19 protein-coding genes are annotated in these 26,218 nt (G+C 31.6%); 7 read left to right on the top strand and 12 right to left on the bottom strand.

Features of this window, described 5'->3' with window-relative positions; translation table 11 throughout:
• Positions 1 to 6: 6 nt before the first annotated feature.
• Genes KLA_RS10575 through KLA_RS10585 form a run of 3 tightly spaced genes read left to right on the top strand, consistent with a single transcriptional unit; the run spans position 7 to position 4,231 of the window.
• A complete protein-coding gene (locus tag KLA_RS10575; RefSeq protein WP_034645738.1) occupies positions 7 to 1,053 on the top strand; it encodes a glycosidase in 1,047 nt (348 codons plus the stop codon).
• Positions 1,046 to 2,590: a hypothetical protein gene (locus KLA_RS10580; RefSeq protein WP_034645818.1), complete on the top strand. Its 1,545-nt coding sequence runs from the start codon at positions 1,046 to 1,048 to the stop codon at positions 2,588 to 2,590. Before KLA_RS10575 ends, KLA_RS10580 begins: the two co-directional genes overlap by 8 nt.
• 3 nt (positions 2,591 to 2,593) lie before the next feature.
• Complete coding sequence (locus KLA_RS10585; RefSeq protein WP_013620802.1) at positions 2,594 to 4,231, top strand: sodium:solute symporter; 1,638 nt, start codon at positions 2,594 to 2,596, stop codon at positions 4,229 to 4,231.
• 77 nt (positions 4,232 to 4,308) lie between these two features.
• Here KLA_RS10585 and KLA_RS10590 read toward each other — a convergent pair whose 3' ends face one another.
• Positions 4,309 to 5,460, bottom strand: a complete 1,152-nt coding sequence (locus KLA_RS10590) for a response regulator (protein ID WP_013620803.1) — start codon at positions 5,458 to 5,460, stop codon at positions 4,309 to 4,311.
• 215 nt (positions 5,461 to 5,675) lie between these two features.
• On the opposite strand from KLA_RS10590, the gene KLA_RS10595 reads away from it, so the two are divergent.
• Genes KLA_RS10595 through KLA_RS10605 form a run of 3 tightly spaced genes read left to right on the top strand, consistent with a single transcriptional unit; the run spans position 5,676 to position 11,515 of the window.
• A complete protein-coding gene (locus tag KLA_RS10595) occupies positions 5,676 to 8,762 on the top strand; it encodes a membrane protein (protein ID WP_034645740.1) in 3,087 nt (1,028 codons plus the stop codon).
• A 3-nt stretch (positions 8,763 to 8,765) separates the two neighbouring features.
• Entirely contained in the window at positions 8,766 to 9,995 is a 1,230-nt protein-coding gene (locus KLA_RS10600) for an Ig-like domain-containing protein (RefSeq protein ID WP_034645742.1), read from the top strand.
• Positions 9,992 to 11,515 carry a glycoside hydrolase family 2 TIM barrel-domain containing protein gene (locus KLA_RS10605; RefSeq protein WP_034645744.1) on the top strand — a complete coding sequence of 508 codons (1,524 nt, stop codon included), beginning with the start codon at positions 9,992 to 9,994 and terminating at the stop codon, positions 11,513 to 11,515. The genes KLA_RS10600 and KLA_RS10605 overlap by 4 nt, the downstream gene beginning before the upstream one ends.
• A 55-nt stretch (positions 11,516 to 11,570) precedes the next feature.
• On the opposite strand, the gene KLA_RS10610 is transcribed toward KLA_RS10605, so the two are convergent.
• The 3 genes from KLA_RS10610 to KLA_RS10620 all read right to left on the bottom strand — a co-directional run bounded on the left by KLA_RS10610 (position 11,571) and on the right by KLA_RS10620 (position 14,673).
• Positions 11,571 to 12,842, bottom strand: a complete 1,272-nt coding sequence (locus tag KLA_RS10610) for a glycosyltransferase (RefSeq protein WP_034645746.1) — start codon at positions 12,840 to 12,842, stop codon at positions 11,571 to 11,573.
• A gap of 306 nt (positions 12,843 to 13,148) precedes the next feature.
• Complete coding sequence (locus tag KLA_RS10615; RefSeq protein ID WP_013620808.1) at positions 13,149 to 14,384, bottom strand: oligosaccharide flippase family protein; 1,236 nt, start codon at positions 14,382 to 14,384, stop codon at positions 13,149 to 13,151.
• Positions 14,371 to 14,673, bottom strand: a complete 303-nt coding sequence (locus KLA_RS10620) for an STAS domain-containing protein (RefSeq protein ID WP_013620809.1) — start codon at positions 14,671 to 14,673, stop codon at positions 14,371 to 14,373. Before KLA_RS10620 ends, KLA_RS10615 begins: the two co-directional genes overlap by 14 nt.
• 226 nt (positions 14,674 to 14,899) lie before the next feature.
• Between KLA_RS10620 and KLA_RS10625 the strand changes: the two genes are divergently transcribed.
• Positions 14,900 to 16,972, top strand: a complete 2,073-nt coding sequence (locus tag KLA_RS10625) for a tetratricopeptide repeat protein (protein WP_034645748.1) — start codon at positions 14,900 to 14,902, stop codon at positions 16,970 to 16,972.
• A 43-nt stretch (positions 16,973 to 17,015) separates the two neighbouring features.
• Here KLA_RS10625 and KLA_RS10630 read toward each other — a convergent pair whose 3' ends face one another.
• From KLA_RS10630 to KLA_RS10665, 8 genes are all read right to left on the bottom strand, one after another.
• Entirely contained in the window at positions 17,016 to 17,738 is a 723-nt protein-coding gene (locus tag KLA_RS10630) for a LytR/AlgR family response regulator transcription factor (RefSeq protein WP_013620811.1), read from the bottom strand.
• Positions 17,739 to 17,741: 3 nt separating this feature from the next.
• Positions 17,742 to 18,059 (bottom strand): hypothetical protein, encoded by a 318-nt coding sequence (locus tag KLA_RS10635; RefSeq protein ID WP_013620812.1) that lies wholly within the window; start codon positions 18,057 to 18,059, stop codon positions 17,742 to 17,744.
• 1 nt (position 18,060) lies between these two features.
• Positions 18,061 to 19,122 carry a sensor histidine kinase gene (locus KLA_RS10640; RefSeq protein WP_013620813.1) on the bottom strand — a complete coding sequence of 354 codons (1,062 nt, stop codon included), beginning with the start codon at positions 19,120 to 19,122 and terminating at the stop codon, positions 18,061 to 18,063.
• Positions 19,122 to 20,255, bottom strand: a complete 1,134-nt coding sequence (locus tag KLA_RS10645) for an FIST signal transduction protein (protein ID WP_034645750.1) — start codon at positions 20,253 to 20,255, stop codon at positions 19,122 to 19,124. The genes KLA_RS10640 and KLA_RS10645 overlap by 1 nt, the downstream gene beginning before the upstream one ends.
• 8 nt (positions 20,256 to 20,263) lie before the next feature.
• A complete protein-coding gene (locus tag KLA_RS10650; RefSeq protein WP_235183544.1) occupies positions 20,264 to 22,261 on the bottom strand; it encodes a PAS domain-containing sensor histidine kinase in 1,998 nt (665 codons plus the stop codon).
• Positions 22,239 to 22,781, bottom strand: a complete 543-nt coding sequence (locus KLA_RS10655) for a heme NO-binding domain-containing protein (protein WP_013620816.1) — start codon at positions 22,779 to 22,781, stop codon at positions 22,239 to 22,241. Before KLA_RS10655 ends, KLA_RS10650 begins: the two co-directional genes overlap by 23 nt.
• Before the next feature lie 78 nt (positions 22,782 to 22,859).
• Positions 22,860 to 23,261 carry a response regulator gene (locus KLA_RS10660; protein WP_013620817.1) on the bottom strand — a complete coding sequence of 134 codons (402 nt, stop codon included), beginning with the start codon at positions 23,259 to 23,261 and terminating at the stop codon, positions 22,860 to 22,862.
• A gap of 182 nt (positions 23,262 to 23,443) precedes the next feature.
• Positions 23,444 to 26,176, bottom strand: a complete 2,733-nt coding sequence (locus tag KLA_RS10665; RefSeq protein WP_034645755.1) for a PD-(D/E)XK nuclease family protein — start codon at positions 26,174 to 26,176, stop codon at positions 23,444 to 23,446.
• Between the last annotated feature and the right edge of the window lie 42 nt (positions 26,177 to 26,218).

The following is a 26,218-nucleotide window of genomic DNA, read 5'->3' on the forward strand; positions in this document are numbered from 1 at the left end:
ATTAGTATGAATACTGTAGAACAAAAAAAAACAGGATTATTACGTCTTAAAAAACACCAAAACAACCCAGTTTTAAGTCCAAATCCAGAAAACGATTGGGAAAGTTTAGTTGTTTGCAACCCAGGAGTTTGGTATGAAAACGGTACATTTTTTATGCTGTACAGAGCCGCTGGTAATGACAAAGAGCATCAAATACGTTTTGGTTTAGCCACAAGTACAGATGGTGTAAACTTTACTCGTACCTCTAACCAACCTGTTTTTAGTCCAAGTACAGATGGGCCAGATATGGGCGCTGTAGAAGATCCTAGAATTGTAAAATTTGGAGATGAGTTTTATGTAACATATGCCTACAGACCTCATCCTCCAGGACAGTATTGGAATTTTGATCATGATCAAATTTTATTACCAGATTGTGATGCTGATGCTCCGTTGGTTTTAAAAAACAACATTGCAAACTCAGGCTTACTTTTAACCAAAGATTTTAAAAATTACAGACGCTTAGGAAGAATTACACAAAGTAATTTAGACGATAGAGATGTTATTATTTTTCCAGAAAAAATAAACGGGAAATATGCAATGTTACACAGACCAAAAGAATGGATTGGTGAAGAGTATGGCTGTGATAAACCTTCTATATGGATTCGTTTTTCTAACGATTTAATGGTTTGGGAAGAGCCAAGTACATTGCTACTTGCAGGTATTAATAATAGCTGGGAAGAAAAAATTGGCGGTAGCACACCTCCTTTAAAAACTAAAGATGGCTGGTTAATTATATATCATGGTGTAGAAAATGGCGGCTTAGGTTATTACCGTGTTGGTGCGGCTCTTTTAGATATAGAAGACCCTACAATTGTAAAATCTAGACTAACCAATTGGATCATGGAGCCAGAGCACGATTATGAAATTGATGGCTTTTACAAAGGTTGTGTTTTTCCAACAGGAAATATGATTATTGATGATACTTTATACGTATATTATGGTGCTGCAGACAGGTATGTTGGTCTTGCAACATGTAATATTGATGAATTATTAAATGAACTTAAAAATGCTTAAAAAGCAAGTATTTAATTACCTATTACTTCTCCTTTTTTTGCCGTTAGCATTTTGCCAAACGGTAAAAAAGGAAGAGTTAGTTACAATTGATGCCAATACTATTATCTCTTCGGAATTTATTGGCAATGGAGTAGAGTGGTCTGCGTATCCACACGCAGATGCAGATGACGCAGAATGGGGCTTATTAATGACCAATAAAAAATGGGAAACTGTTTTTAAAAGGTTAGATTATATGAAACCCAAAATAGTACGTGTACTAGACCAAGCAAATTGGAGGTACCTAGAGGGTATAGACAAAGATGGCAACCCAATTCTTAATTTTGAAAACCAAGAAATGCACGCTTTATACAAGCTGCTAGACTACTGCCAAAAAAATGACATTAAAGTTATACTTGGAGAATGGGGACAACCGTACAAGGTGCATGACACACATTTAAAAATGCAAAATACCTTTACTGGTGCTACAGACCCTAAATGGTTAAATAGCATTGCAGAGCACCTAAACTACCTTGTAAATACTAAAGGATACAGCTGTATTAAGTATTACAACTTAGTAAATGAGCCAAACGGCTATTGGTCTTCTATAGATGGTAATTGGGACGAGTGGAAACTTGGTGTTAAAAAATTAGATAGTGCATTAGTGTCTAAAAAACTGAAAACACCTGTACACGTTATAGGACCAGATGCTACACCTTTTAATAATGACAAATCTAAATATACAGGAACAGAATGGGCAAAGGAGTCTGTTTTACAATTAAGCAATGTTTTAGCTGCTTATGATGTACATGATTACCCTACAAAAGAGTTTGTACGTTCTGGTGAGTTTGAAAAAAAATACTCTGCAATGATTTCTTTTGCTGATAGCGTTGCAAAAAAACCTTTTATTTTAGGCGAAATTGGGTTTGAAAAATATGTAGATGAAAACATAAAAAGGTATGAGGCAGACCCGTTTGCTAGCCCAGATAGTCAATTGTCTGTTTATGATTATGACTATGGTGTAGATATGGCAGATGTGCTAATACAATCTATGAATAGCGGTTTTGATGCCGTTATTGCTTGGGGGTTAGATGATGCTATGCATACCAACGGTGACACCGGAGATAAAAATCAGCTTAAAAAATGGGGAATGTGGAATATTCTTGGCAAAGAACTAACTGGTGATGCTAAAGAAGAAGATATTAGACCTTGGTTTTATACGTGGTCTATTATAACCAGATACTTTACAGAAGATATGAAAATTGTAAAAACTACTGGTTTAAAGCTAAACAAAGTACGTATGGTATCTGGCTGGTCTACAAACAACCACGTTACGTTTTCTATTGTAAATAATAGTAGTAAAAACGCAACTTTTACACTAGACACTAAAAATTTACAAAATAAAAACTTTAAAAAGTTTATATACAGTGAAAAAAACAGACCTGTAGACGGCAATAACTTTCCTAAAGCAGTACAAACTAATTTAAGTTTTTCATCAGACTCAAAGCAAATAACTATTCCTGCAAAAAGCGTATTACTTTACACAACCTACAATTATTAAATTATGAGTAACTTAAGTTATATAGACCTTACTGTACTAGTACTGTACATTGTTTTTATAGTATGGTGGGCCTTAAAAAATGGAAAAAGTAAAGATTCTGACGCCTATTTTTTAGCTGGCAGAAACCTAACTTGGCCAATGGTTGGGTTATCTTTATTTGCCGCAAGTGTATCTAGTTCTACATTAATGGGGCATTCTGGAGAAGGCTTTATTAGCGGTATTGCAGTGTTTAATTACAACTGGATATCGGTTTTAATAATGGTATTTTTTGCCATGTTCTTTTTGCCTTTCTACATAAAATCTGGAATTTTTACAATGCCGGAATTTTTAGAACGCAGGTTTGATGGTAAGTCTAGATCTTACTTTTCTTTTATTACAATTATTGGTAACGTTTTTTTAGATGCCTCTGCTACCCTATACACAGGCGCCTTAATTATAAAAATGATTTTTCCGGAAGTAGAAATTTTCTGGATTATTATAGGTATGGCAGCTGTTGCAGGTAGTTATACCATTATTGGTGGTTTGTCTTCTGCAATTAATGCAGATATGATACAAGCTGCTGTGTTAATTATTGGTTCTTCAATTTTATCGTTCTACGCTATTAGTAGTATTGGTGGTTGGGAATCTTTTATAGATAAATTTAACGATGGTGTTTGGTTAAAATTAACCAGACCTTTAGATGACCCTACAGTACCCTGGTTAGGAATGTGGATTGGTATTCCTATTCTTGGGTTTTACTTTTGGGCTAACAACCAAGTTATGGTACAACGTGTATTATCTGCAAAATCTATAGACCATGGAAGAAAAGGTGTTTTACTAGTAGGTTTTTTATACCTATTTACATTATTTATTTTTATTGTTCCCGGATTAATTGCACGTGGCATAAACCTTTTTGGAGTAGAAAATTTGCCGCATGAATTAATAAGTGGAATTGATTTAAAAGAAAAATACGGTATAAATACAGACCAAGTATATCCAAGGCTTATTGTTAAGTTATTACCTGTTGGCCTTATTGGTATTATTTTATCTGCAATGATATCTGCTTTAACATCTACCTTAAGTGCCACATTAAGCTCTGTATCTACTTTATTTACTATGGATTTTTATAGTAAAATAGATAAAAATGCCAGTAGCGCTAAAAAGGTAAAAGTTGGTAAAATTACAGCTGTTGTAACATTAGTAATTGCTGTTATTTGGGCTCCTTATATTCAGACTTTTGATTCGCTTATAGCCTATTACCAAGAAATAGTTTCTTATTTGGCACCACCAATTGTAGGTACATTTTTTATAGGTTTATTTTGGAAAAGAGCCAATGCTAAGGGCGCTTTTAGCGGCTTAATGGCAGGTTTAGCTGTTGCTGCCTTAATTATGACATTAAAGTATGTGCTAAACGTAGAAATAAATATTCACTTTTTACTATTAGCACCTGTTCTGCTAATTATAAGCTTGGTAGTATCTATAATTGTGAGTTTAGCTACTGCACCACCACCAGCAGATAAGGTTGCAGAAAACACTTGGACCAAACAAATTTGGATAGATGAAACTAAAGAACTTAAAGGTATTGTTTGGTATAAAAACTTTAGAGTACAAGCTATTTTGTTAGTTATAGCTTGCTTTGTTATGTATGGCTTATTTTATTAAAAAAGTCTAAGTTTAGTTAATTAAAAATCCCACATCATTACAATGTGGGATTTTTTTAGTTAGAAGAGAACCTTAACCTAAACTTCATAACTTTTATTTCCGTAGTGCATTTTAATCTGCGCTAACTGACCAACAATTTTAATAGAATCTTTCATAGATAATTTAGAGCCATCTGCGTGTATCCACCTTTTTAATGGTTGCTCGCAAATTAACTGCTGCACATTATCTTTTCCGTATTTCTTTTTCATACGCATAAAGATCTCTACATCAAACAACCAACGTGTAATAAACTTTTTATTAAACATTGTAGTTGCTATTTCTCTGTCCATTATTTTAGCTCCACATTGGGTATCTTTAAATGGCATTTTTAATATATTTTGTATAATAAGGTTTATGGTTTTACTTATTATTTTTCGAGCAGATTCTTTAGTAATATCTGCTCCCATTCTGCTAATTCTAGAACCACTTACAATTTTATACTCAGAGTTTTCTATGGTTTTAACTAATTCATCAAAATCTCTAAAATCTGTAGATAAATCTGCATCTAAATAGCCTATATAGTCAAACTGAGAATCTTTTGCTAAATGCAATACTCCTTGACGAACCGCTTCTGCTTTACCTCCATTTTTTTTACAATTATAAACACTAATGGTATTTTCACTTTCTTTTCTTAATTCTTCTAAAACTTCTAAAGTATTATCTGTACTACCATCATTTACAAAACACAAGTGGTAGCCCAGGTTTTTTTGGGCAAAATCTTTAAACTCTGCACTAGATAGCCTATCTGCTTCATTATAACAAGGTATAACAACACCTACACAATTTTTTTGTAGCATTTGTGCACCATCAACCTTTGTAGCGGTTTTAGCCTCTGTAGGAGCACCAACAATACGCTTAACACGTGCTGCTACTTCTTCTAAACTTACAGGCTTCTTCATATAGTCATCTATACCAAGATTAAATCCGTCTAAAATTATATCTTCATCTGTATTACCAGACATTACCATTATTGCCGTACTAGAATTGTTTTTAATGTGCTTTACCACATCTAAACCGCTCATATCTGGCATATTAATATCTACTATTACAAGATCTGGCTTAAAAGAGTTAAAAGTTTCTATTCCGGTTGCTCCAGAACTAGCTGTTTGTACTTGGTATCCTAAATCAGTTAATTTTTTTTCTACGGAGAGTAAAATTAATTGCTGATCATCAATAGCTAAAATTTTCATAGGTTAAGGTTTTTTTGTTTTGGGGAAAAGGTTATAGTTTTTACCATAACTTTCTGGTACAAAGGTACTACGGTTATATAACTAAAAAGTTAGCAGCAAGGTCAATAACCGTTTTCTGTAGACGAGTGGTTTTGTAAGCAAGTTAACATACATTATTTATAATACCACAATATGTTTATCTTTATCTTGTTTTATATTCTTACAGGTTAAAATTTATGAAGAGAACCAATATTTTATTAATATTAGCTCTTATTGTTGGTATTGCTTTCCATGGGTCTAGTATTTTCTTTACGTTAGAGAATACTTATGATGCATTAATTCACCTGTTTTTTGCAGACCATTACGCTAATAGTTGGTTTGAGCCTTGGGATTATAGGTGGTATACTGGTTTTACAGTACAAGCGTACCCGCCTTTAGTACACCAACTAATAGGTCTTTTATCTTACATAGGCGGTTTAAAATTTGGTATGTTTACCGTTGCTCTTTTAGCTATAGTATTATTTATAACTGGTGCGTATAGATTTGGGTTGCTTATAACCGCTAATAGGCGCGTTGCTGGTTATACTGCATTACTAGCTGTTTTTTCTTCAACATTTATAGAAACACTACACATATTTGGGCAACTGCCCAGCATTATGGGCTTATCTATATTACTGCATAGTATACCAGAAATATATTTGTGGATAAAAGAAGGTAAAATTAGGTACTTGGTTACAAGCTTATCTTTAATTGCTGTAACAGTAACGTCTCATCATGTTACACCAATTTTTGGTATGGTATTCTTTATATTTCCGTTAATTGGTATGGTGATAATGGATACAGCTAAAGACAAAGTAAAAGACACTAAAGCAATACATTTAAAAACATTTATTTGGGCATTTAAAAAGCTATTTTGGCGTATTGTAACTTTTGGTTTTTCATCATTACTGCTCATTATATTTTGTATTCTTCCGTACTGGGTAAACTCTAAAAAAAATCCAATAACTCAGGTTCCTATTCCGCATGGTTCTAGAGACAACTTTTTAGAGGTTTTATCTTCTGGCTTGGTCTTTTTTATGATTCCGTGGGGAATATTACTATTTATACTACCTTATATTTTTTATAGGTTTTACAGCAAGCGCTACTTATTTTTTGGACTATCTTTTTCTATGCTAACTATTTTAGGAACAGGTGGCACAACACCTATTCCTTTAAAACTATTAGGAGAAACCGCTTTTAATATTTTAACCTTAGACCGTTTTACTCTTTGGGCTACAATTATGGCCTTACCAATATTTGGTGAGTTTGCATATAGGATGATAGAAGGCGATTTAAAAAACAACATTCAAAAAAGGTTTGGAGCTGTATATCACAGAATTGTGGGTGGTTTTTTTATGGTTGGCATATTATTTATGGTAATTTTTACAATGAGCTTGGGCTATTTTAGACCATCACAGCCAGCAAAAATTAAAATGCTGCCTATTGTAAACTTTTTAAATCAGGATCAGCATGATCATTGGCGTTACTTAACTCTTGGTTTTGGAGACCAAATGGCTTGGCTATCTGCGCAAACAAAAGCAATGACTGTAGATGGCAATTACCATTCTGCTCGAAGGTTACCAGAGCTTACCACTAGAGCTATAGAACGCTTAGAAAATTCAAAGTTTAGAGGCGTAGAAGGTATTGGATCCTTACAACAATTTTTAACGGTACCAGAAAAATACAATTTAAAGTATATTTTTTCTAACGATAAGTTTTATGATCCCATATTGTATTTCTCTGGCTGGCAACGTTTACAACAGTTAGAAAACGGCATAATGGTTTGGGAGAAACTAAATGTACCTCCAATACCTGCAATTATACCAAAAGAAGACGTACCTACATTTTTAAAAATAATGTGGAGTACTATTCCTGTTTTAACCATTTTACTGGCCTTTATTATTAATATTCAAATGGTGTGGTACAGAACGCTAAAATCTAAAAAACTAACGTTACCATCTTACTTAAAATACAGAATAGAGTACACAAAATTTTCTAGAGGCTTAGTAACCGTTAATCATATTTGGGCAGGAATTGTTATGGTTTGTTTAGCCTACGGCGGATATTTATTTTATGTAGAAAACAGCACACAACTGTCTGCTAAAAATGTAGTAACTGCTTATTATGATGCTGTAGATTTTAAAGAGTTTGAAAGGGCTTTTTCATACATTAATCCAGATGACGGTGTTAGCCTTTCTCAGTACATGTTAGAAATTTCTGTTACAGATGGTATTTTAAGTTCATACGCAAAGTTAGACTCCATTGGCATTTCATTTGTAAACAAAACAAAAAACAGTGCAAAGGTTAAAGTAGACACAAGGTGGATTACACCTTTAGATGCAGTAGAAAAAACGTTTTATCACACTGTAAAAAAGAAAAAAAATAAATGGTACTTAAGCGTTTCTAAGTTAGATAATGACTTACCACCAGACCAGTTGTTTACAGATAATTCTACTACATTTTTTAACCATGGGAGAAGAAAAATAACCACAGAGCAAACACACCATGAAGATGTTTTAAAACAACCCGTTTTAGAAATTTTAACTGCAAAATTAATAAAGTACAATGGCAGGTATAGTATAATTGGGCAAATACAAAATGTAGACAACGTACCGTCTGATGTTGTTATTAAAGGCACCCTTTACAATGATAAAAATAAAGAGTTGGCTAACTATAATGCTAAAGACAACATAAAACACAAGCTAATGCCTAAGGAGATTACCGCATTTAAAATTAATTTTGAGGGTATTGCTTGGTCTTCTACCAAAGATACTTTGCCGCCAACATTTAATCCGGATGAGTTTACACCAATTAATTTAGAAGAAATACCAACCAAATTTAATTTACAGTGCGCTGGCAATGTTGCCAATACAGATTTGTATAAAAAATTGTCTTTGCAAGAGTTAAACTTTACTAACAATACAATGAGCGGCTCCCTTTTTAACTCTGGCGTACAGGAGGTTACTATACCTCAGCTATTAATTTCTTATTATGACAATGATAAAAAACTAGTTTGGGTAGATCATAATTTTTTATCTGAAGGTGTACGTATACAAAGAAAACAACATTTTAACTACAACCTATTAAACCTTAGCAATTTAAAAGTTATTAGTGATGATATGACAAATTGTTTTGTAAATGGCTCTCCTAACATAGAAATAGCTAAAAAAATGTTTCCGGACAGGAACCACAACCATATGTTAGAGCAGCTACAAGAACAAAAAGGAGATGGTTTTAATTTTATAAGACTAGAGGTTAATAGTTACATTGGTAATCCAAAATAAAGCTTGAAAAATTACTTATACATAATATTATTATTTCTTTTCTGCACTAGCTGCAGCAAAAAAGAAACACCCAAAAAACAAAATACCAGTAACGTAACTTTTACTACATTAACAGCTAAAAAAAATTATACCGTTGCAGATTCTATTACTTTAGAGTTTACTGCCAGCAAACAAAGTAATGCGGTTTTGGTTTTAAAAAATGCTTATGGTATAACCGCAATTAAACCAATAAAAAGCAACAACAAGTTAACCTATAAAGTACCAGAAAATTTCACTAAAATTGTTGGTAATTTACATTGGCTACTGGTTTTAAACAACCATATAAAATTGCAAGATACCGTTGTGATAATGCCTGAAGCTAACAACTACCCAAAACTAGAAACCTATTTAGGACCAAGAAGTATTGTTGCTGGCGGTAACGACTTTTCTATGCTTGTAAATGCGCCTACAGATAGGTTTGATAATCCTTTGGCAGCAGGCACTAAAGTGGCTATAAAACATCAATTTAAAAAAGAGGTTACAACAGACACTTTAAAGGTTAAAAATTTGGTGGCTTGGACCAATATTTTTTCTCCACAAAAAACGGGACGCATATTAATTACATCTTTGGTAGACAGTACAAAATCTAAAGAATTAACCTCGGTAATATTGCCAGATAACGCATCTAACTTTACAATAAATTACAGCAGAAACCATAAGTACGCAGATGGCAACCAAATTATAACATTTACAACATCTACAATAAAAGACAACCACGGTAATGTAGTTAGTGATGGTACTTTGGTACTTTTTACTGTAAAAGATAACCAAGGCAACTTGCTACAAACAAATGGTACAACCATAAACGGTGTAGCTATAGCAAAACTATTGCACCCATCTAAAAAAGAATCTTGGACTGTTACTGCCTATGTTACAGGAGCGGCAAAAAGCGACTCTATTAAGGTAGATTTTAGCTCTGCAGTAAAAGATTATAAAGTGCACTTATCTGCAAACAACAGAACAATTACTATTGGGCCAATAGAAAGTTTTATGCAGCAATTTGTACCAGACGGATTAACCGTAACTGTATTTATTTACACTAAAGAAGGTGCTTTATTAAACACCATTAAAACTACAACTTTAAAAGGTGTTGCTAGGTTTAATTTTGATGAAAACTTTTATAAAAAAGGAAGTTATACTATTAAAATTGAAGCTGCCGGAATTATTAAAAACAAAGTAATAATGCTAAAATGAAGATAAATAAAATTATATATCGTGCACTTTTACTACTGTCTTTTGTAGCCTTAAATGGTTTGGTGTTAATTGGCATAAGTGCTATGCTATCTTACTTAAATACGGGAGCAGAAAGAACTTCTATTTTACATATTGAGCAAAATTTTGAAGAAACATATTCTCCTAAAATAGTTTGGCATAACACTACTAATGAAGGCAGAGAAATTGAAGATCAAACTTTACAATCTATAGAAGAAGATTATAAAAATGCTTGGAATGTGCGCAACATTGCTTTAGCAAGTAACAATATGTATGGTGTAGATGATTTTTTTACAACTAGTGCCAGAGCTAAATTAGATAGCATTATTAAACTAAATGCTAAAAACGGAATTACGTTAGTTACCACATCTATACAACATAACCCAACTGTAGACTTTTACAGTGCAGATGGTAAACTTGTAGTGTTTACAGATAATAATGCAGAACAATACAATGAGGTTTACAGCAATAATACTTTGGTAAGCAATTTTTACAGCACACCCAGTTATAAGGTAATGATGCTTTTAGAAGATGGTTTTTGGCGTATTAGACACCTGGTAGAAATAAATAAAAAAAACACTGCCAATACATTAATACCACAAAAAAAACAGCAAAGCAAAACCATAACATCTGGTATAAACTATTACCCAAAAAACACTCCTTGGAATATGTTTGGCAAAACATACAACAGTAGTGTAATAGAAAAAGACTTTGCATTAATACAAGAGTTACAGCTAAATACAATTCGTATTTTTGTTCCTTATGAAGCTTTTGGAAAAGCTAATGTAGACCCTAAAAAGTTAATGCAATTAAAGCAAACTTTAGATATTGCAGAAAGGCACAAACTTAATGTAATAGTTACTCTTTTTGACTTTTATGGTAATTATGATGTACAAGACTGGACATTAAACCACAGACACGCAGAGCAAATTGTAAATGCTCTTAAAAATCATCCTGCTTTGGTTGCTTGGGATATTAAAAATGAACCCGATTTAGACTTTGAGTCTAGAGGAAAACTAAAAGTAATTGCTTGGCTTAAAGAAATGATTAAAAATATAAGAAAGTGGGATTCTAAAACCAATATTACTATTGGATGGTCTAGTACAGAAGCTGCAGAAAACCTAGTTGAAGAAGTAGATATTGTATCTTTTCATTATTACAAAGAGCCTAAAGATTTTTTAAAATCCTTTGCTGTATTAAAAAACAAAGCAAAGGGTAAAGATTTGGTTTTACAAGAGTACGGCTACTCGTCTTACAGTGGCTTTTGGAACCTATTCACAGGTTCTATAGATGACCAAGCTGCTTATTACAAAGAAATGCAATTGTATATAGAACAAGAGAATATTCCTTTTGTATTATGGACATTGTATGATTTTGAAACAATACCAACAGCCGTTGTTGGTAGGTTACCTTGGCGTAAAAATCAGCAAAAGTATTTTGGCTTATTTACTGTAGACGGACAGCCAAAGGATGCATTACAATATATTAAACCTAAAAAGTAAAAGGGAAACAGCTAACCATACTGTTTCCCTTTTTGTGGCTTAACCTCACCATAATTTATTTTACTAAAAGCTCTACTGCTTCTCTTTCTTTCTCCATCTCTCTTTCTTTTTCTCTTTCTGCTATAATAGTATCAATACTTATGTTTCCGGCTTTAGCCATTTGTATTGCTGCAAAATAATCTACATACATCTGTGTAATATCAGACATTGGTAAAGAGCACGCTGCTTTATAATTTATTTTACTTAATTCTTCGCGGTAATCATCATATGTAATAATGTTTTCTATTGCATCTGCTAAAGATTCTGCACTTTCTGGCTCAAAAAATTCACCTTTATAACCTTCTTCCTTAACTAATATGCTTAAATCTCCTAAATCTGGTAACGCAACTGCTTTTCCGTAGCTACCTGCTTGGTGTAAAACTCCAGAGCTACCTGTTGTAGATGTGTAAGGAAAAACTACCACTGCACTATCATTAAAAATAACAGGCACATCCTCTTCTGCAACATAACCAGTAAACCTAAGTTGGTCTACGTGCTTATACTTTTTGCTCACTTCATTTAAATAACCTGGTGTGTTTGGGCTATCTGTACCTGCTATTACTATTTCTATATCTTGTTTTGTACGCTGACGAATAATTTCTACAGCATCAATTAAAATTTCTACTTTTTTGTATGTTCCAAACTTTCCAAAAGCCATTACTTGCTTAGGACCTTTTGGTAATTGATAAGTTGGTTCTGGCGGAGTTTCAAAAGCACCATGAGGAATTAAAGCAACGTTTCTAGACTTGTATTTGCTTTCTAAAATACCTTTGTATTTGCTTATTGTTACGGCTAAAATATCTGAAGATAAAATTACTTTAGTTAATGAAGCTCCAATAAAATTGTATGCTTTTTTAAGAAAACTACTTTTAGTTATACCAGCATTTTCTAAATCTACCTGCTCTAATATATTGTGCAGTAAAGATATTGTTGGTATTCCTTTTAATTTACATATTAAAGGCAACATTAAACCTAACGCAGCAGGTACTTTTTTGTCTCCAAATTTTAAAAACTGAAGGTTAAATAAAACTGCGTCTGGTTTAGTGTCTGCAATTGCGCCCATAATACCAAAAACGTTTTTATAGCTATTAAAACTCCAGCATTCTTTTACCGTAATTTTACAGCCTTCTTCTGTAAAAGAAAGGTCTTTTGCTTCTTTGGTTTTGTCTGTAATTAAGACTATTTCAGTTACTTCTTTTTGTAGTCTAAAATGTTTTACCAAGTGGTATCCGTATTCTGTTAAAGTTACTTTACTTGGTGGGTACGCTGTTACAATTGCTAATTTCATAAGGTTAAGTTTTAATAATTTATTTGGGATAAATTGTTATACAAATATCCATCTTAAAGCCTTATTTAATAGGGGTTAAGAGACCAAATACCATTTACTGTAGACGAATGGAAAGCACCCTGCGGTTAACGTTTTTTTAACAAAACTCAAACAGAATTTTAATGAAGAAGTAGTTATAAAATGAGTTTAAAAAAGAAGTTAAAATCTTACATAATATTACAGGTACGTATAAAAGTAAAAAAGCCTAAAACTTAAAAAGCTTTAGGCAATTAATTGGGGGGAATGCTAACCAAATTAAAAGTAGGTTTATATGTTTCGTTTTGATGAAAAGTAAAGTAGTTGTGCAAAAAGTAATGCCAACATTACTATAATTTGTAGTTGTACAACCATAGCTAAACTGCTATGAAAAAATACGATTAATCCTATTTGTGATAATCCTAGTATACCAGATAATATTACCGGAACATAATAGTCTAGAGATAAAAAATAATATGCAAATATGTTAGATATAGCAAAAAGCGATGTTGCTAAAGCATATTGCCATAATAAAGATGACATTTCTAAATAAGCATCACCAAACATTAATGATATAATTGTTTCTGGAAAAAGGTAGCAACCAGCAACTATAGTTACAGATAGTAAACTTATATAACCAACATACTTAAATAAAATTGGTGCTGTACGTTTACCTTCTTTTCTTTTTTCTATTACTGCTGGTAATAATAACATTACAAACATCCAAGCTACAAAATAAACTACTCTACCTATTAATGCTAAAGAAGCATAAAGCCCGGCATCTAAAGAATTAAAATAATGTTTTACTAAAAGTACATCGCTATTGTTTATAATAATTTGCGTAAGCTCATAACCGGCTGTTAATAGTATAAATGTGGTAACTTTCTTTTTATTTTCTACAGTTAAAATATTAGATGCAGCAAAAGATATTTTCTTAAATTTTATTGGCATTAATCCAAAAACAAAAGATATTACTATACCTACAGCTACTAAAAAAGCAGAGTTCATTGGTACTAATAACAATAAAGCTAGTGTTACTAACAATCTGCTCCACATTTCTGATTGGTAGGTTACAGATAAGTTAGTATAATTTTGTTTGCCTTGGTATTTTCCTCTTTTAATAGACATTATAAAGTAAAGCGGAATACCTACAGCAAAGACTCTAAACATTGTTACAGATTCTGTATTAAATAACTGTTGTAAATTGTTTGCAAATAAAAATAATAAAGCCCCTATAGCAACACCAAAAATAATGGCGTATTTGTGCATATAGTTTTCAAAAGCTTTCCATTGGTTACCAGAAAACAAAATATTAAACTTGGTGGTTACCAACTGAAAAGTCATTCCTACAAAAGAAAGCACCAACAATAATGTTATTAGTAAAGCTGCATCTGCAAAGGCAGCAGGCCCTAACATACGCCCTAGTATTAAGTTATACAGGTAGTTGCCTCCATTTACAACAAGTACACTTGTCATAAATATTTGTTCTGGAGTTATTTTTTTATTTACAAAACTAAACGCGGTCATTGCTAAAGATATAAGAAGTGTTAGACATTTCCATAATAGAAGCAATTTGTTTATTCTCCTGACCAACAATAGCTAAAACCTTATTGTTTTTTGCTACTTTAATGTATAGTTGCTCTAACTGCTTTGCGCTAGAATACATTATGTTATTTACATTGTCTAAAGATAAAATTAGCTTTTCATTACCTTTTAAGTAATAGTCTATATGGCTTTTAAGTGCTTTCATATTCTGAGAGTTAAGGTTTCCTTTAACTTCCATAAAATTGTTAATGTGATCTATACGTAATGCCATAATAATTGTGTTTTAGGTTAAGTTTGTATTATTTGTTACAGCAAATATCTTTTTTTAATAAAGGAAAAATTGCCGCCTGTAGATGATTGGCCGTTTACTGTAGACGAATGGTAAGTTTTAATCTTTAAATTAAAAATTTAACTAACTCATAATTAAATCATAAAAGCCTAATAAATACAGAATGTGTACGTTATAGTACTGTAGTACTAACCCTACCGTTTTTATAATGAAGAAAATTGTATTCTATTTATTACTTATTGCAACTGTAACAGTTTATGCACAGGAAGATTTAACTCCTGGTTTTAAAATGCTAGAAAAAGGCAATTTTAAAGAGGCTAAAACTTTTTTTAAACCATTGGCACAAGCTTACCCTACCAATAAAACAATATTAATATGTTACGGTAGAGCAGTAGGCTTAAGTGGAGAACCTAAAATTGCTAATACCATATTTAAAGGTTTATTAGAAAAGCACCCAAATGATTTTGAGGTTCAAATAAACTATTACGAGTCCTTTTTATGGGCCAATCAATTTAAAGAAGCCAAACCATTATACGCAGACCTAGTTGCAAACAACCCTAAAAACTTTGCTGCCATATTAGGTTATGCCAACACATTAAGTAACTTAAAAGAGTATAAAGAGGCTTTAAAGTGGGTTAACAAAGCTATAGAGGTAGATCCTGATAATAATAGTGCCAAAGTATCTAAAAAATATATTAAGCTTGGTTACGCTAATTATTACGTTAATAACCAAAACTATAAAAAAGGAGAAAGTTTATTAAAAGAAATACTTGAAGATTTTAAGGACGATAAAGATGCACTCCTAAATTTGGCCAATATTTATTTAATTACCAAAGATGTAAACAAAGCTAAAAATACATATTACCAATATGCTAAAACACCTAAAGATACTGTAACCGCATTAATTGGAATTGCACTAGCAGAGCATATTGGAGAAAAAGACAAAATAGCCTTAGAAACAGCCATTAATGCCAAACAAAAGGCAGAAAAAATTGAAGATTTTGAACTTATTGAAAAAAGTAACGAACGTTACGTACAGGCTTTAATTTGGAACCGCAAATTTGTTTCTGCAAAAAAAGAAATAGAGGTATTAGAAGAAAAATATCCAAACCGTAATTGGGTGATGTCTTTAAAAGCAACTTTAGGTATGTATACTTCTAAATTTAAAACCAGTATTAGTAATTACAATACTATATTGGCTAATGATAGTTTGTCTTTTGACGGTAATTTAGGTAAAGCAAATGCTTTATTTGCTTCAGATAAAATTGTACCTGCATACGTTACAACATATAAAACATTAGAAATTTTTCCGAAACAGAAAGATGCTACTGGGCTTATAAAAAAATTAAATAAAAACTACACTCCGTTTGCAGAACAACAAGTTAGCTACACGTTTGATAATGGAGACAACACTGCTCTTTCTTTAAAAACAGCAGCTATGGTACCTTTATCTACCAAATTTAAAACAACTGTAACATACCAATACAGAACCACAGAAAACACTACAACAAACAATAAAGCAACAGCACATTTAGTACAAGCAGATGTTGAGTATAAGTTAATGCCACAAACTAATTTATTAGCTTCTGCAGGTTTTAACAACTCTAGGTTTTCTAACACGTCATACACACAACCTATACTACAAGCCAAGTTACAAACTAAACCTTTGTCTTTTTTAAACTTAGATTTAGGCTACCAAAGAGAAGTACAAAGTTTTAATGCAGAACTTATAGAAAGAGAAATAGTAATGAACCACTATAGCTTAATTTACAATTTAAGCACTAATTTTAACTTAGGTTGGTACACACAACTTATACATACTAAACAGACAGATGATAACGAGAGAAATTTACTTTTTACCTCTTTGTATTACAATGTGTTAAGAAAACCAGCTTTAAAATTTGGACTAAACTACCAATACATAACTTTTAAGGACCAATTACCAGTAATTTACTTTAGTCCAGAAACCTATAAAGCCTTTGAACTTTTTGGTGATGTAAGAGGTAAAATAAACGAAAAAACAAATTATTTTGCTAGTGCAGCTACAGGCTTACAATATGTAGAGGAGCAAGATGCTAGTTCACTCTTTAGAGCCGAAGCTGGCTTAACACACCAGTTTTCTGAAAGACTTATTGGTGATGTGTATGGCAAATATAGTAACATTGCCTCTGCAACTGCTGCTGGTTTTGAGTTTACAGAAGTTGGTATTAAACTAAAATACTACTTAACAAAAAAACCATTATTTTTAGATAAGCTGAAGAAAAAATATCAAATAAAATAAAAACCCCAATACAATTTGGGGCTTTTTTTAACTGATATAAAAATTATAATAGGTTTAACCTTCTCATTAATTCTGGCCTGTTAGACCTACTAATAGGCACTACATTTTTCTCAATAAGTACACTATTGTCTTCTATATCTATAATTTTTGTGAAATTAATTATATAAGACCTATGTATTTGCAAAAACAACTTTTCTGGTAACTTGTCTTTAATTTTTTTCAGAGTATTGCGTACTCTGTAGTTTTCTTTTGTTGTTTTAACCTCTATATAATCTCCTTTAGCTTCAATAAGTTGTATATCATTAAAGTTAATTTTTATAAGACGTCTATCTATATTAATATATAGTTCTTGGCCCAATGCTGTGTTGCTTTTTGTAGTGTCCTCAGAAACAGTTTCTGGTTCTGGAGCCTTAGCAAGTGCTGCTTTTACTTTTTGTATAGATTTATTAAAACGATCTTGTGTAACTGGTTTTACTAAATAATCTACAATTGACTCATACTCATAAGCCTCAATAGCGAAGTTGGTATCTGAGGTTGTTAAAACAATTTTTGGCGGATTTTTTAATGTTTGTACAAAGTCAAAACCACTAAAACCAGGCATATGTATATCTAAAAAAATAACATCTACTGTATTCTGATTTAAAAACTTTATAGCCTCCATTGCGCTTCCAAAGGCATCTATAACCTCTAACTCTTCAACGTTAGAGCAAAGTTGTGCAACTATTAACCTAGCTGTTGCCTCGTCGTCTACTATAATACAATTCATAGTTTAAATGGTTTTTAGGTAGGTTGTTATTTTTTCTAAAATTAATTTAAATTCTGTATGTAAGTCATATGTTCCCTTTAACAGTTGTTCTTCATACGTTACTGCCAAACCATATGCTTTTTCTAACCCTAGAATATTAAATTTGTGTTTTAGCTTATGTACTATTTCTGCAGAGGCTTTATTATCCTTAGCGTTAACAGCATTAATATATGTTTCGTTTTCTTCAGGAAACTCGCTTTTAATAATACTTATAAATTGATTTAGAAACTCTGTATTACCATCTGCTAGTTTGTGTACGTAATTTAGGTTGGGCTGTTCCATACTAATTTTTTTTAATGGTAAAATAAAATACCGTTCCTTCATCTTCCTTAGAATCTACCCAAATTTTACCTCCATAGAAAGTTACAATTTTTTCTACTAATGCTAGCCCTATTCCATTAGATTCTACATCATTATCTAGCTTTTTAAACATTTCAAATATTTTATTCAAATATTTTTGTGGTATTCCCTTGCCATTGTCTTTAATACTAAATTGCCAATAGTTAGGCTTTTCTAAAACATCTACATTTACAATACCATTTTCTAAATGCTCTGTTGCTTTTACAGCATTAGTTAATAAGTTCATAAAAAGTTGCTCTAACCTATATTTGTCTAAAAATAAGGTTGGTAAATTGTCTGCTACTTTTATTGTAACGTTTTTAGGTATGTAAATAGTACTTTTTATGTCTTTTAAAAGTAATGAAATATTTACATTGCTTTTAGCTTCTTCATTATTGCCTATAGTAGCGTGTTTTAAAATACCACTAACTAGCTTGTCCATTTTTACCAAGTTTTGAGATATTAAATCGCAATTATTAATACTATCTTGTGTAAACTTGTGTTTTTCTTCTTCAACAATCCAACTCATTAGCGTATTAATATTACGCATAGGAGATTTTAGATCATGAGATACTACGTGGGCGTAGTTGTTTAAAGATTTATTTTGCTCCTCTAAATCTTTAACTAAGTTATCTTTTTCTTTAGTAACCAAAGCAATATGTTCTGCTTGCTTACTAATATGTTTGGCTAGTTTTTGCGCACTAACTATATTTTGTTTAGAGTGCACTATATCTTCTGTATTATCTAAATTTAAATTAAGACTATTAACTGCTTGCTCTAAGGCTTGCAGTGTCTTCTTCTGTTCTTGCGCCTCTTGTGCTAACTCTATATTTGCTGCTTTTAATTCTTGTGCACTAATAGTAGTTGCACGTTGTATCATTGCAATTTTATCATCGTAATCTTCATAAGATTTTTCTATTGCATTAAAAAATTTGTCTAAATCTGGATTACCTTTTAGCTCCTCTGGCAAATTTTTGCGTATTTGTCTTCTTAAAAGTGAATGCATTACTCGCTTATTAAAGTTAATGTCATTGTTTGGTTGTGCAACATACACGCATTGTTACCTTCAAAAGGAGCCATTTCTCCGTAAGAATAATACCCCATAATTTTAGACTGGTTGCCAATTACATCTAAAACTTCTTCTACCTCTTCTTCTGTTCTTTGATCCATAACTAACTTACGGCCAACACAACTAACAAGTAATGCTAATTGCGGAAGGTTTTCTCTGTTTTTAATAGCATATTTAGCAGCTACACTTGCACCTTCAGCTATGTCATCTACAGTAGACATCATTAATTGTACAGTAGATCCTTGCGGAACATCACCGGCTAATGTCATCGTATTTGTATCTTCGTCAATATTTATAATGGTGCGCACAATTGGTTGTGAATCTTCAGTAATTTTTACATTTAGTGGGTACAGTAATGCTGACTTTGGTAATTCTTTTGCCTTATCTCCCAAGTATTTTTTATACAAGTCTAATGCAGGTTTCCCATCTAACTCATACAAAACATTACCTTTAGACTTTGTTATAATACGTTCTGGCCCAAAGCCGGTCCAACCACCATAATTTGCACTTGTAATTTCTAATGTTTTGCCATAAAAACCTATAGCTACAATTTCTCCTTCTTTAGGTGTAGCATTATTAGACACTAGTGTTTTTTCAAACCTAGCATCATCTCCACATAAACCGCCAGACAACCCAATAGATATGTGTTTTTCTTTTTCAATTCCTTCTATTAAAGCACTACCATTTACCGTGCTTCCTTCAGAAATTATATAAATGTGTTTCAGATCTTTTTTAGGAAACTCTTCAATTAACTTAGCTCCTAAATCCAAATCGTTATAACCAAACTCTTTTACATTTTTACTTTTTACTATATAGGTAGATTTTTCAAACTCTATAGCAGTTAAAACAATTGCATTTTCTGATACTTTATCTCCAATTATTTCTCCTGAAGTACTCCCAAAAACAACATTTCCGTTAGGAAACATCTCTTTAATTTCTTGATATAGATTTTCTTCTTCTAATAAAAATCTATTACCAAAAACTAAAACCAAAGGGTCTTTTAAAGTAATTTTATCTGTTATAAAAATAAAATTAGCTCCTTTTTCTTTTTTTGCTTGTACTATTTTCATAACTAAAATTAATTATTAAGATCTTTTTTTAAAGTAAAAAAGAATTTTGTCCCTTTACCTAACTCACTCTCTACCCATACATTACCTTCATAACGGTCTACAATTTTTTTAACTATTGATAGACCTATACCTGTAGAGCGCTCATTATCTCCTATTGATTGAAAAATTTCGAATATCTTTTTATGAAACTTTTCTGGGATACCAACACCATTATCTTCTATACAAAATTGCCAATGCTGTGGTTCTTCTTTATAAAGTACTTGTACTAATCCTTTTTCTGCTTCAATATGAACAACTGCATTTCCAATAATATTTTGGAAAAGTTGATGCATTTTTGTACTATCTGCGTTTAAAAGCGGTAGTTTTTTTGGAACAACTACCTGTACATGATCTGGAATATAAATACTCTCTGTAATGTCTGTTATTACAGTATTTAAATCTACTTTACTGGTAGACATTTGTGCGCTACCAGCTGTAGAATACTCTAAAATTCCGTGAATTAGCTTGTCCATGAATGCAACTTTCTCTTGCATTAACGTTAGGTTTTGCACACCTGCTTCATCTAAAACGTCTTTATAATCTTCATAAGTCCAAGTAGCTAAAGCACTAATACTACGTAATGGAGATTTAAGGTCATGAGAAACTATATGGGCATATTCTTGTAAACCATCATTACTAATTTTAAGCTCTTTTAATAATTGCTCCTTTTGTAACTCTAATTCTTTTTGCTCTGTAATATCTAAATGTATACCTATAGAACCTACAACCTTGCCTTCTTCATTATAATTTGGAGCACCACTTACTAGCCAGTGTCTTGTTTCTCCTTTTTTATTTTTTATTTTTATTTCATAAGAGTCAGAGATTCCTTTTAATCTATTTTCAGACTTTTTCTCTATTCTTTCAGAGTTCTCTATCTTCAATATTTTTACAGCATCTTCCCCTAAAAGTTCATCTTTAGAGTATCCGCTCATTTTACAAAAACTCTGGTTAACAAGCTGTACTTCATTATCCATGGTAACTTCTACCATACCTAAATTCATATTAGCAATAATACCCCTGTACTTTTCTTTTTCTGCTTTTATTTTTTCTTCTGCTTGGCGCTCTTTTGTGATGTCTTCTATTACGCAAACCTGGTACTCTACTTTGCCTTCGTTATTTTTAACGGCACTAATACTAGCTTTTGCTAAAATCTGAGCTCCATTTTTTTTAAAAAATCTTTTTACAATAGAAAAATTATCTATTAAACCAGCATTTAAGTCAGACTCTAATTTTTTTGTCATTTCTTCATCCTCGGATTCAGATATGTCTGATAATTTTAATTTTCTGGCAACATTTTCTGGGTATCCTAAAAGCGCCGCAAATGTAGCGTTGCTCTTTATTATTTCATCATTAACTGTTAGTACAATACCAAGCGGAGAGTTTTCTACAATTATGTCTAATTGTCTTTTTTGCTCGCTTAGCATTTCCTTAATTTCAGTTTCTTTACTAATGTCTCTTATAATACCTTGTGCACCTATTGGTTTTTGTTCTTTATCATAAATTACACTAGTATTTATTTGCACCCATTTATGTGTGCCATTTTTTGTGATAATTTTAGATCTGTAGTTTTTTAACGTACCTATTTGCATTAGAGTTTTAAAAGATTCTATGGTGTATTGCATAAAATCTTTGTGCACTAATTTTGGCAGGTTAATAGTTTCTTTAGTGTTGTCATACCCTAAAAATTCTCTAGCAGAACTGTTCATATTAACAACATTAAAGCTAAGATCCATTACTACGTATGGGTCTATAATATTAACAAAACCACCATCTAATTTAGAGGTAGTTTCGGTTAATAAATTCTCTAATTTATTATTAGCTTGTTTAAGGTGTAAGGTAGTATCAAAAAGCTCTTTAGATTTTACTTCTAAAATTTTTTCTGCTTGTAGCCTTGCTTTTTTCTGTCTTTCTAACGCCTTTTTAAGTAATAAAATTTCTTTGTTACTATCCATTCTGGGTAATGTCAAATTTTACTTCGGTACCGTTTTCATTTAAAAGTTTGTACGTTACAGTTGCACTGCTGTTAAAATGCTCAAAAGATTTTTCTATTAAGCCGTGCGCTAATTGGTACAATCCTCTGCTAGATGAGTATACCATAGAAATAGATGTGTCTGTCTTTTCTAAAATTTTAAACGTAGGTAATTCTGCGTCTGGATATAATTTTTTAACGTGTACGTGTATGTGGTCTTCAATAGAATAGATGAGGCTTAACGGTGAGTTATAGCTTTTAATAACATCTGGGTGTGCTTTAGCCAAACCGTCAAACAAAAATAAACCAAAAGCATAAATTAAATCTCCTACTGGTGTTTTTACCTCAGAGCTTAAACTGGTAATAAGACTTACCATTTCATTAAAATTATACGTTCCAACAGATGTGTAAATTCCTTCTGATGGCAAATTAGAGTTTTCTATTATGGTGTCTACAGTTTCTAATCCAAACTTAGATTCTACCATTTCTAAAAACTCTGTAAATACAACTCCCTTCATAATTAGACATTTAGAGCTGTAAAAGTAAGAAAAAGGATACCTAGGGTGTAATTTTTGTTGTGAAAGGTGTTAAAATTACTAGCCTTTTACTAGTTCATTGTTGTCCCAGTAGTTTAAAACACTTTGTAATTTGGTTTCATAATCCTCATATTTTAGAGGCTTTATTACATAACCTGCAATTCCTATTCTATAACATTCTAATAAATCTGCTCTATTTTCTGATGTAGTTAATACTATTGTTGGTAAAAATTTAAGCTTTTCATCTGCCTTTAAAACACTTAAAAACTCAGTGCCACTCATTCTTGGCATATTTAAATCTAACAAAATTATATCTGGTAATGTATTTCCAGATTGTAGTATATCTAGAGCTTCCTCACCGTTTTTTGCTTCGGTAATGTTGTGTTTTAATTGAAGTTTAGAGATCGTTCTCTTCAGCTTCATTGTCTCGATCATGTCGTCTTCAATAAATAAAATATTCATAGCTCTAATTTTTATATCTGCAAATGTAATATCCCATTTCTAATTAATTTTTACTATAAAGTTGAACAGTAAATTAGTGTAGACGAATGGTAGTTTACTGTAGATGGATAAATTTGCACATTTAACCAACGTCTTAAAACCCCTTTAAAATGCAGGTAAATCCGACGAAATGCACTGTTAGTTTATTTTATCTCTTTAGCTACAAATGGCTGGTCTGGATCACAAATTGCACCTACTAATTTATGCAATTCTTTTGTAAATTTAAGTAAAGTGTCCTGTGTAATTATAGAATTTTTATTCTCTGAAAACTTTAATATACCTGCCTTAATATTTTTAAAAGAAAAAATTCCTGCTTCTACTTTATCTACAGGAACCAAATGATTATACATATAAGCATAACACAATAATTGAAAAGCTTTGCTTTTATCATACTCTTCTACAATGTCTTCCCAGTTGCTTAAATTAAGGTTTCTTTGCTCTACTTTACCTGTTTTATAATCTATAACACGCAAAACACCATCTATCTCATCAATTCTGTCTAATTTACCTTTTATATGAACAGGAAAATTTACTCCAGGTACATTAATAGCTGTTTTTAAAGACAGTTCTAAGCCTATAATTTTAATTTTATGTTTTTTAGCACTTTCAATTTCTAATTTAATAAAGTTTTCTACATATTTTAAAACTACGTTAAAGGCTATTAAATTTTTACCTTCTTCTAAACTTACATTTTTATAATGTATAGCAAAATGTTTACGTACTGTGCTATTTATTTTTGGCAGTAACGCTTTTAATTGTTCAGCTTCTAAAAAAGTATTTACAAACGGCTGGTATAGCTCGTCTAAAGTTTCATGTACAATTGTACCAAAGGTATTAGCAGCAACTGTTTCTTCAACCTCTTCTAGCTCATTAATTTTTAAAATGTTTTTTTTATAAAAATCTAAAGGATTTCTAATATAGTTTGATAGTGATGTTGGAGAAAAACCATAAGCAGCAATGCCTTTAATTAGTTCCATTAAATGAGCATCTTTTTGTATAGAAACAACTTTCTTTTTGGGTGATTTTATTTCAGGAAAAGCAATAGTTTCTGTAATATAGTTTGATATTTTACTATCAGCTAACAATTGCCTAATAAGCCTACTAACCTCGCCTCCCTCTAAAACATCTGGTTCTGTATTGTACACCAAATGTATGTTTTTGGCACGTTGAAGAAGTCTGTAGAAATGATACGTATAAACGGCATCTTTTTCTTTATAGGTAGGTAAACCATACATCTTTTTAATATCAAAAGGAATAAAAGAATTGTTAGATTTACCTGAAGGCAAAATGCCCTCATTTACAGATGTTAATAATACGGTTTCAAAATCTAGATTTCTACTTTCTAGCATTCCCATAATTTGCAAACCTTTTAAAGGCTCTCCTTTAAAGTCTAAAGTTTCACTAGATAATAACTCTTTATATAAACCAAAGAGCGACTGCAAATCATTTAAAAAAGGGTATTTAACCACTAAATTATTTAGTTGGTTAAACAATTGATGAAATCTGTATAAATTCTCTAACTCTAATCCGTTACCCTCTGCGTTTATTTTTTCTTTTACAGCTAAAATAAGTGCTAAGCATTTTTTAATAAAAACAGGAACAGTTAAGTTTGACTTATAAAAAAGTAAGTCTAAATTACTTGTACTACTAATTAATTGCAGTTTGGCTACGTCTACATAAATCCAGTTTCTACTCTTAATTTGGTTGCATATTGCATCTGCAGCATTTATTGTATTGTCTTCTGTTGCAAACAATAATTGTATATATGGGTGGTTTAGTACAGTTGTTACATGCTGGTAGTACCAACCTTTTTCATCTTTACGTATATAAAGGTCAAACAACTGTGAAAATAAACTCTCTAAAGGCGATTTATGTAACGGAAAACCCATTGTTATGTTAATGCCATTTATTTCTTCTGGTATGGCATTAATTAATGGATTTAAAAGTGTTTCATCTCCTAATACAACTGCTGTATTGGTTAACATACTTTTTTTATCATTGTACAATTTATCCAAAACACTACCTATATATTTTGCCTGAGATACATTTTTAGGAACACCTGTAATAGTTATATTTTTTGGTGTTAAATAATTGCCATTAGTAACTTGTAAGGGCTTGTCTTTAAAGTAGTGCCATTGTTTGCTAAACTGACGAATAAAAAAGCCAGCATCATGTACAGGGTCACTATAAAAATACTCGTCTAAATCCCAATAAATTTCTGCGTTTGTATTTTCTAGTATGGTTTGTATAATTAATTCTTCAGCAGTATTTAGAGCATTAAAACCAATAAAAAGATGTTTTTGTTTACTGGTGCTTTGCATATAAGCATTTAAATTAGCACAAGCCTCTCTGTATACTAATCCTTGGTGGCCCAGACCATCTTGCTTTAATGATGTATTAAAAGCTGTATAGAGCTCCTCTAATGAGTTCCAAAAAGCCATATAATTGGTAATAATGGTACTCTTATCCTTTTCTACAGTCCAGTGGTTAATTTCTTGTACTGCATTTAAGTGTGAAAATATTTTTTTGGTATCTACCAAATACCTATCAATTTCATTAAAATCTTGTAGTAGCGTAGTTCCCCATTTAGAAAACGCATAAAAAGTGTCTTGTTCTCCTTTTACTGTAGTTGTGTAAGCTTTATAAAGCTCAAAAAGTTGCTGTGTACTAGACGCATAAGCTAAGCCAGAAATGTTTTCTACAAAATCTTCAATACTCTGTATTTCTGGAGCAAATATTGTGCTGCTGGTATGTTTAGAAATTGCATTTTTAAGAAACGTACCTGCACGTTTACTTGGTAAAACAAAAATAAGGTTCTCTAATGAACCTTCTTTTTTAATAATTGTAAGTAGTGTTTCTTCTAAAAAGCTTTGCATGGGTTAAAAATAAAAAAAGCTCCGCAATTGCGGAGCCTTTTC

This window comes from Cellulophaga geojensis KL-A (assembly GCF_000568425.1).
GTDB classification, from domain to species: Bacteria; Bacteroidota; Bacteroidia; order Flavobacteriales; family Flavobacteriaceae; genus Cellulophaga; species Cellulophaga lytica.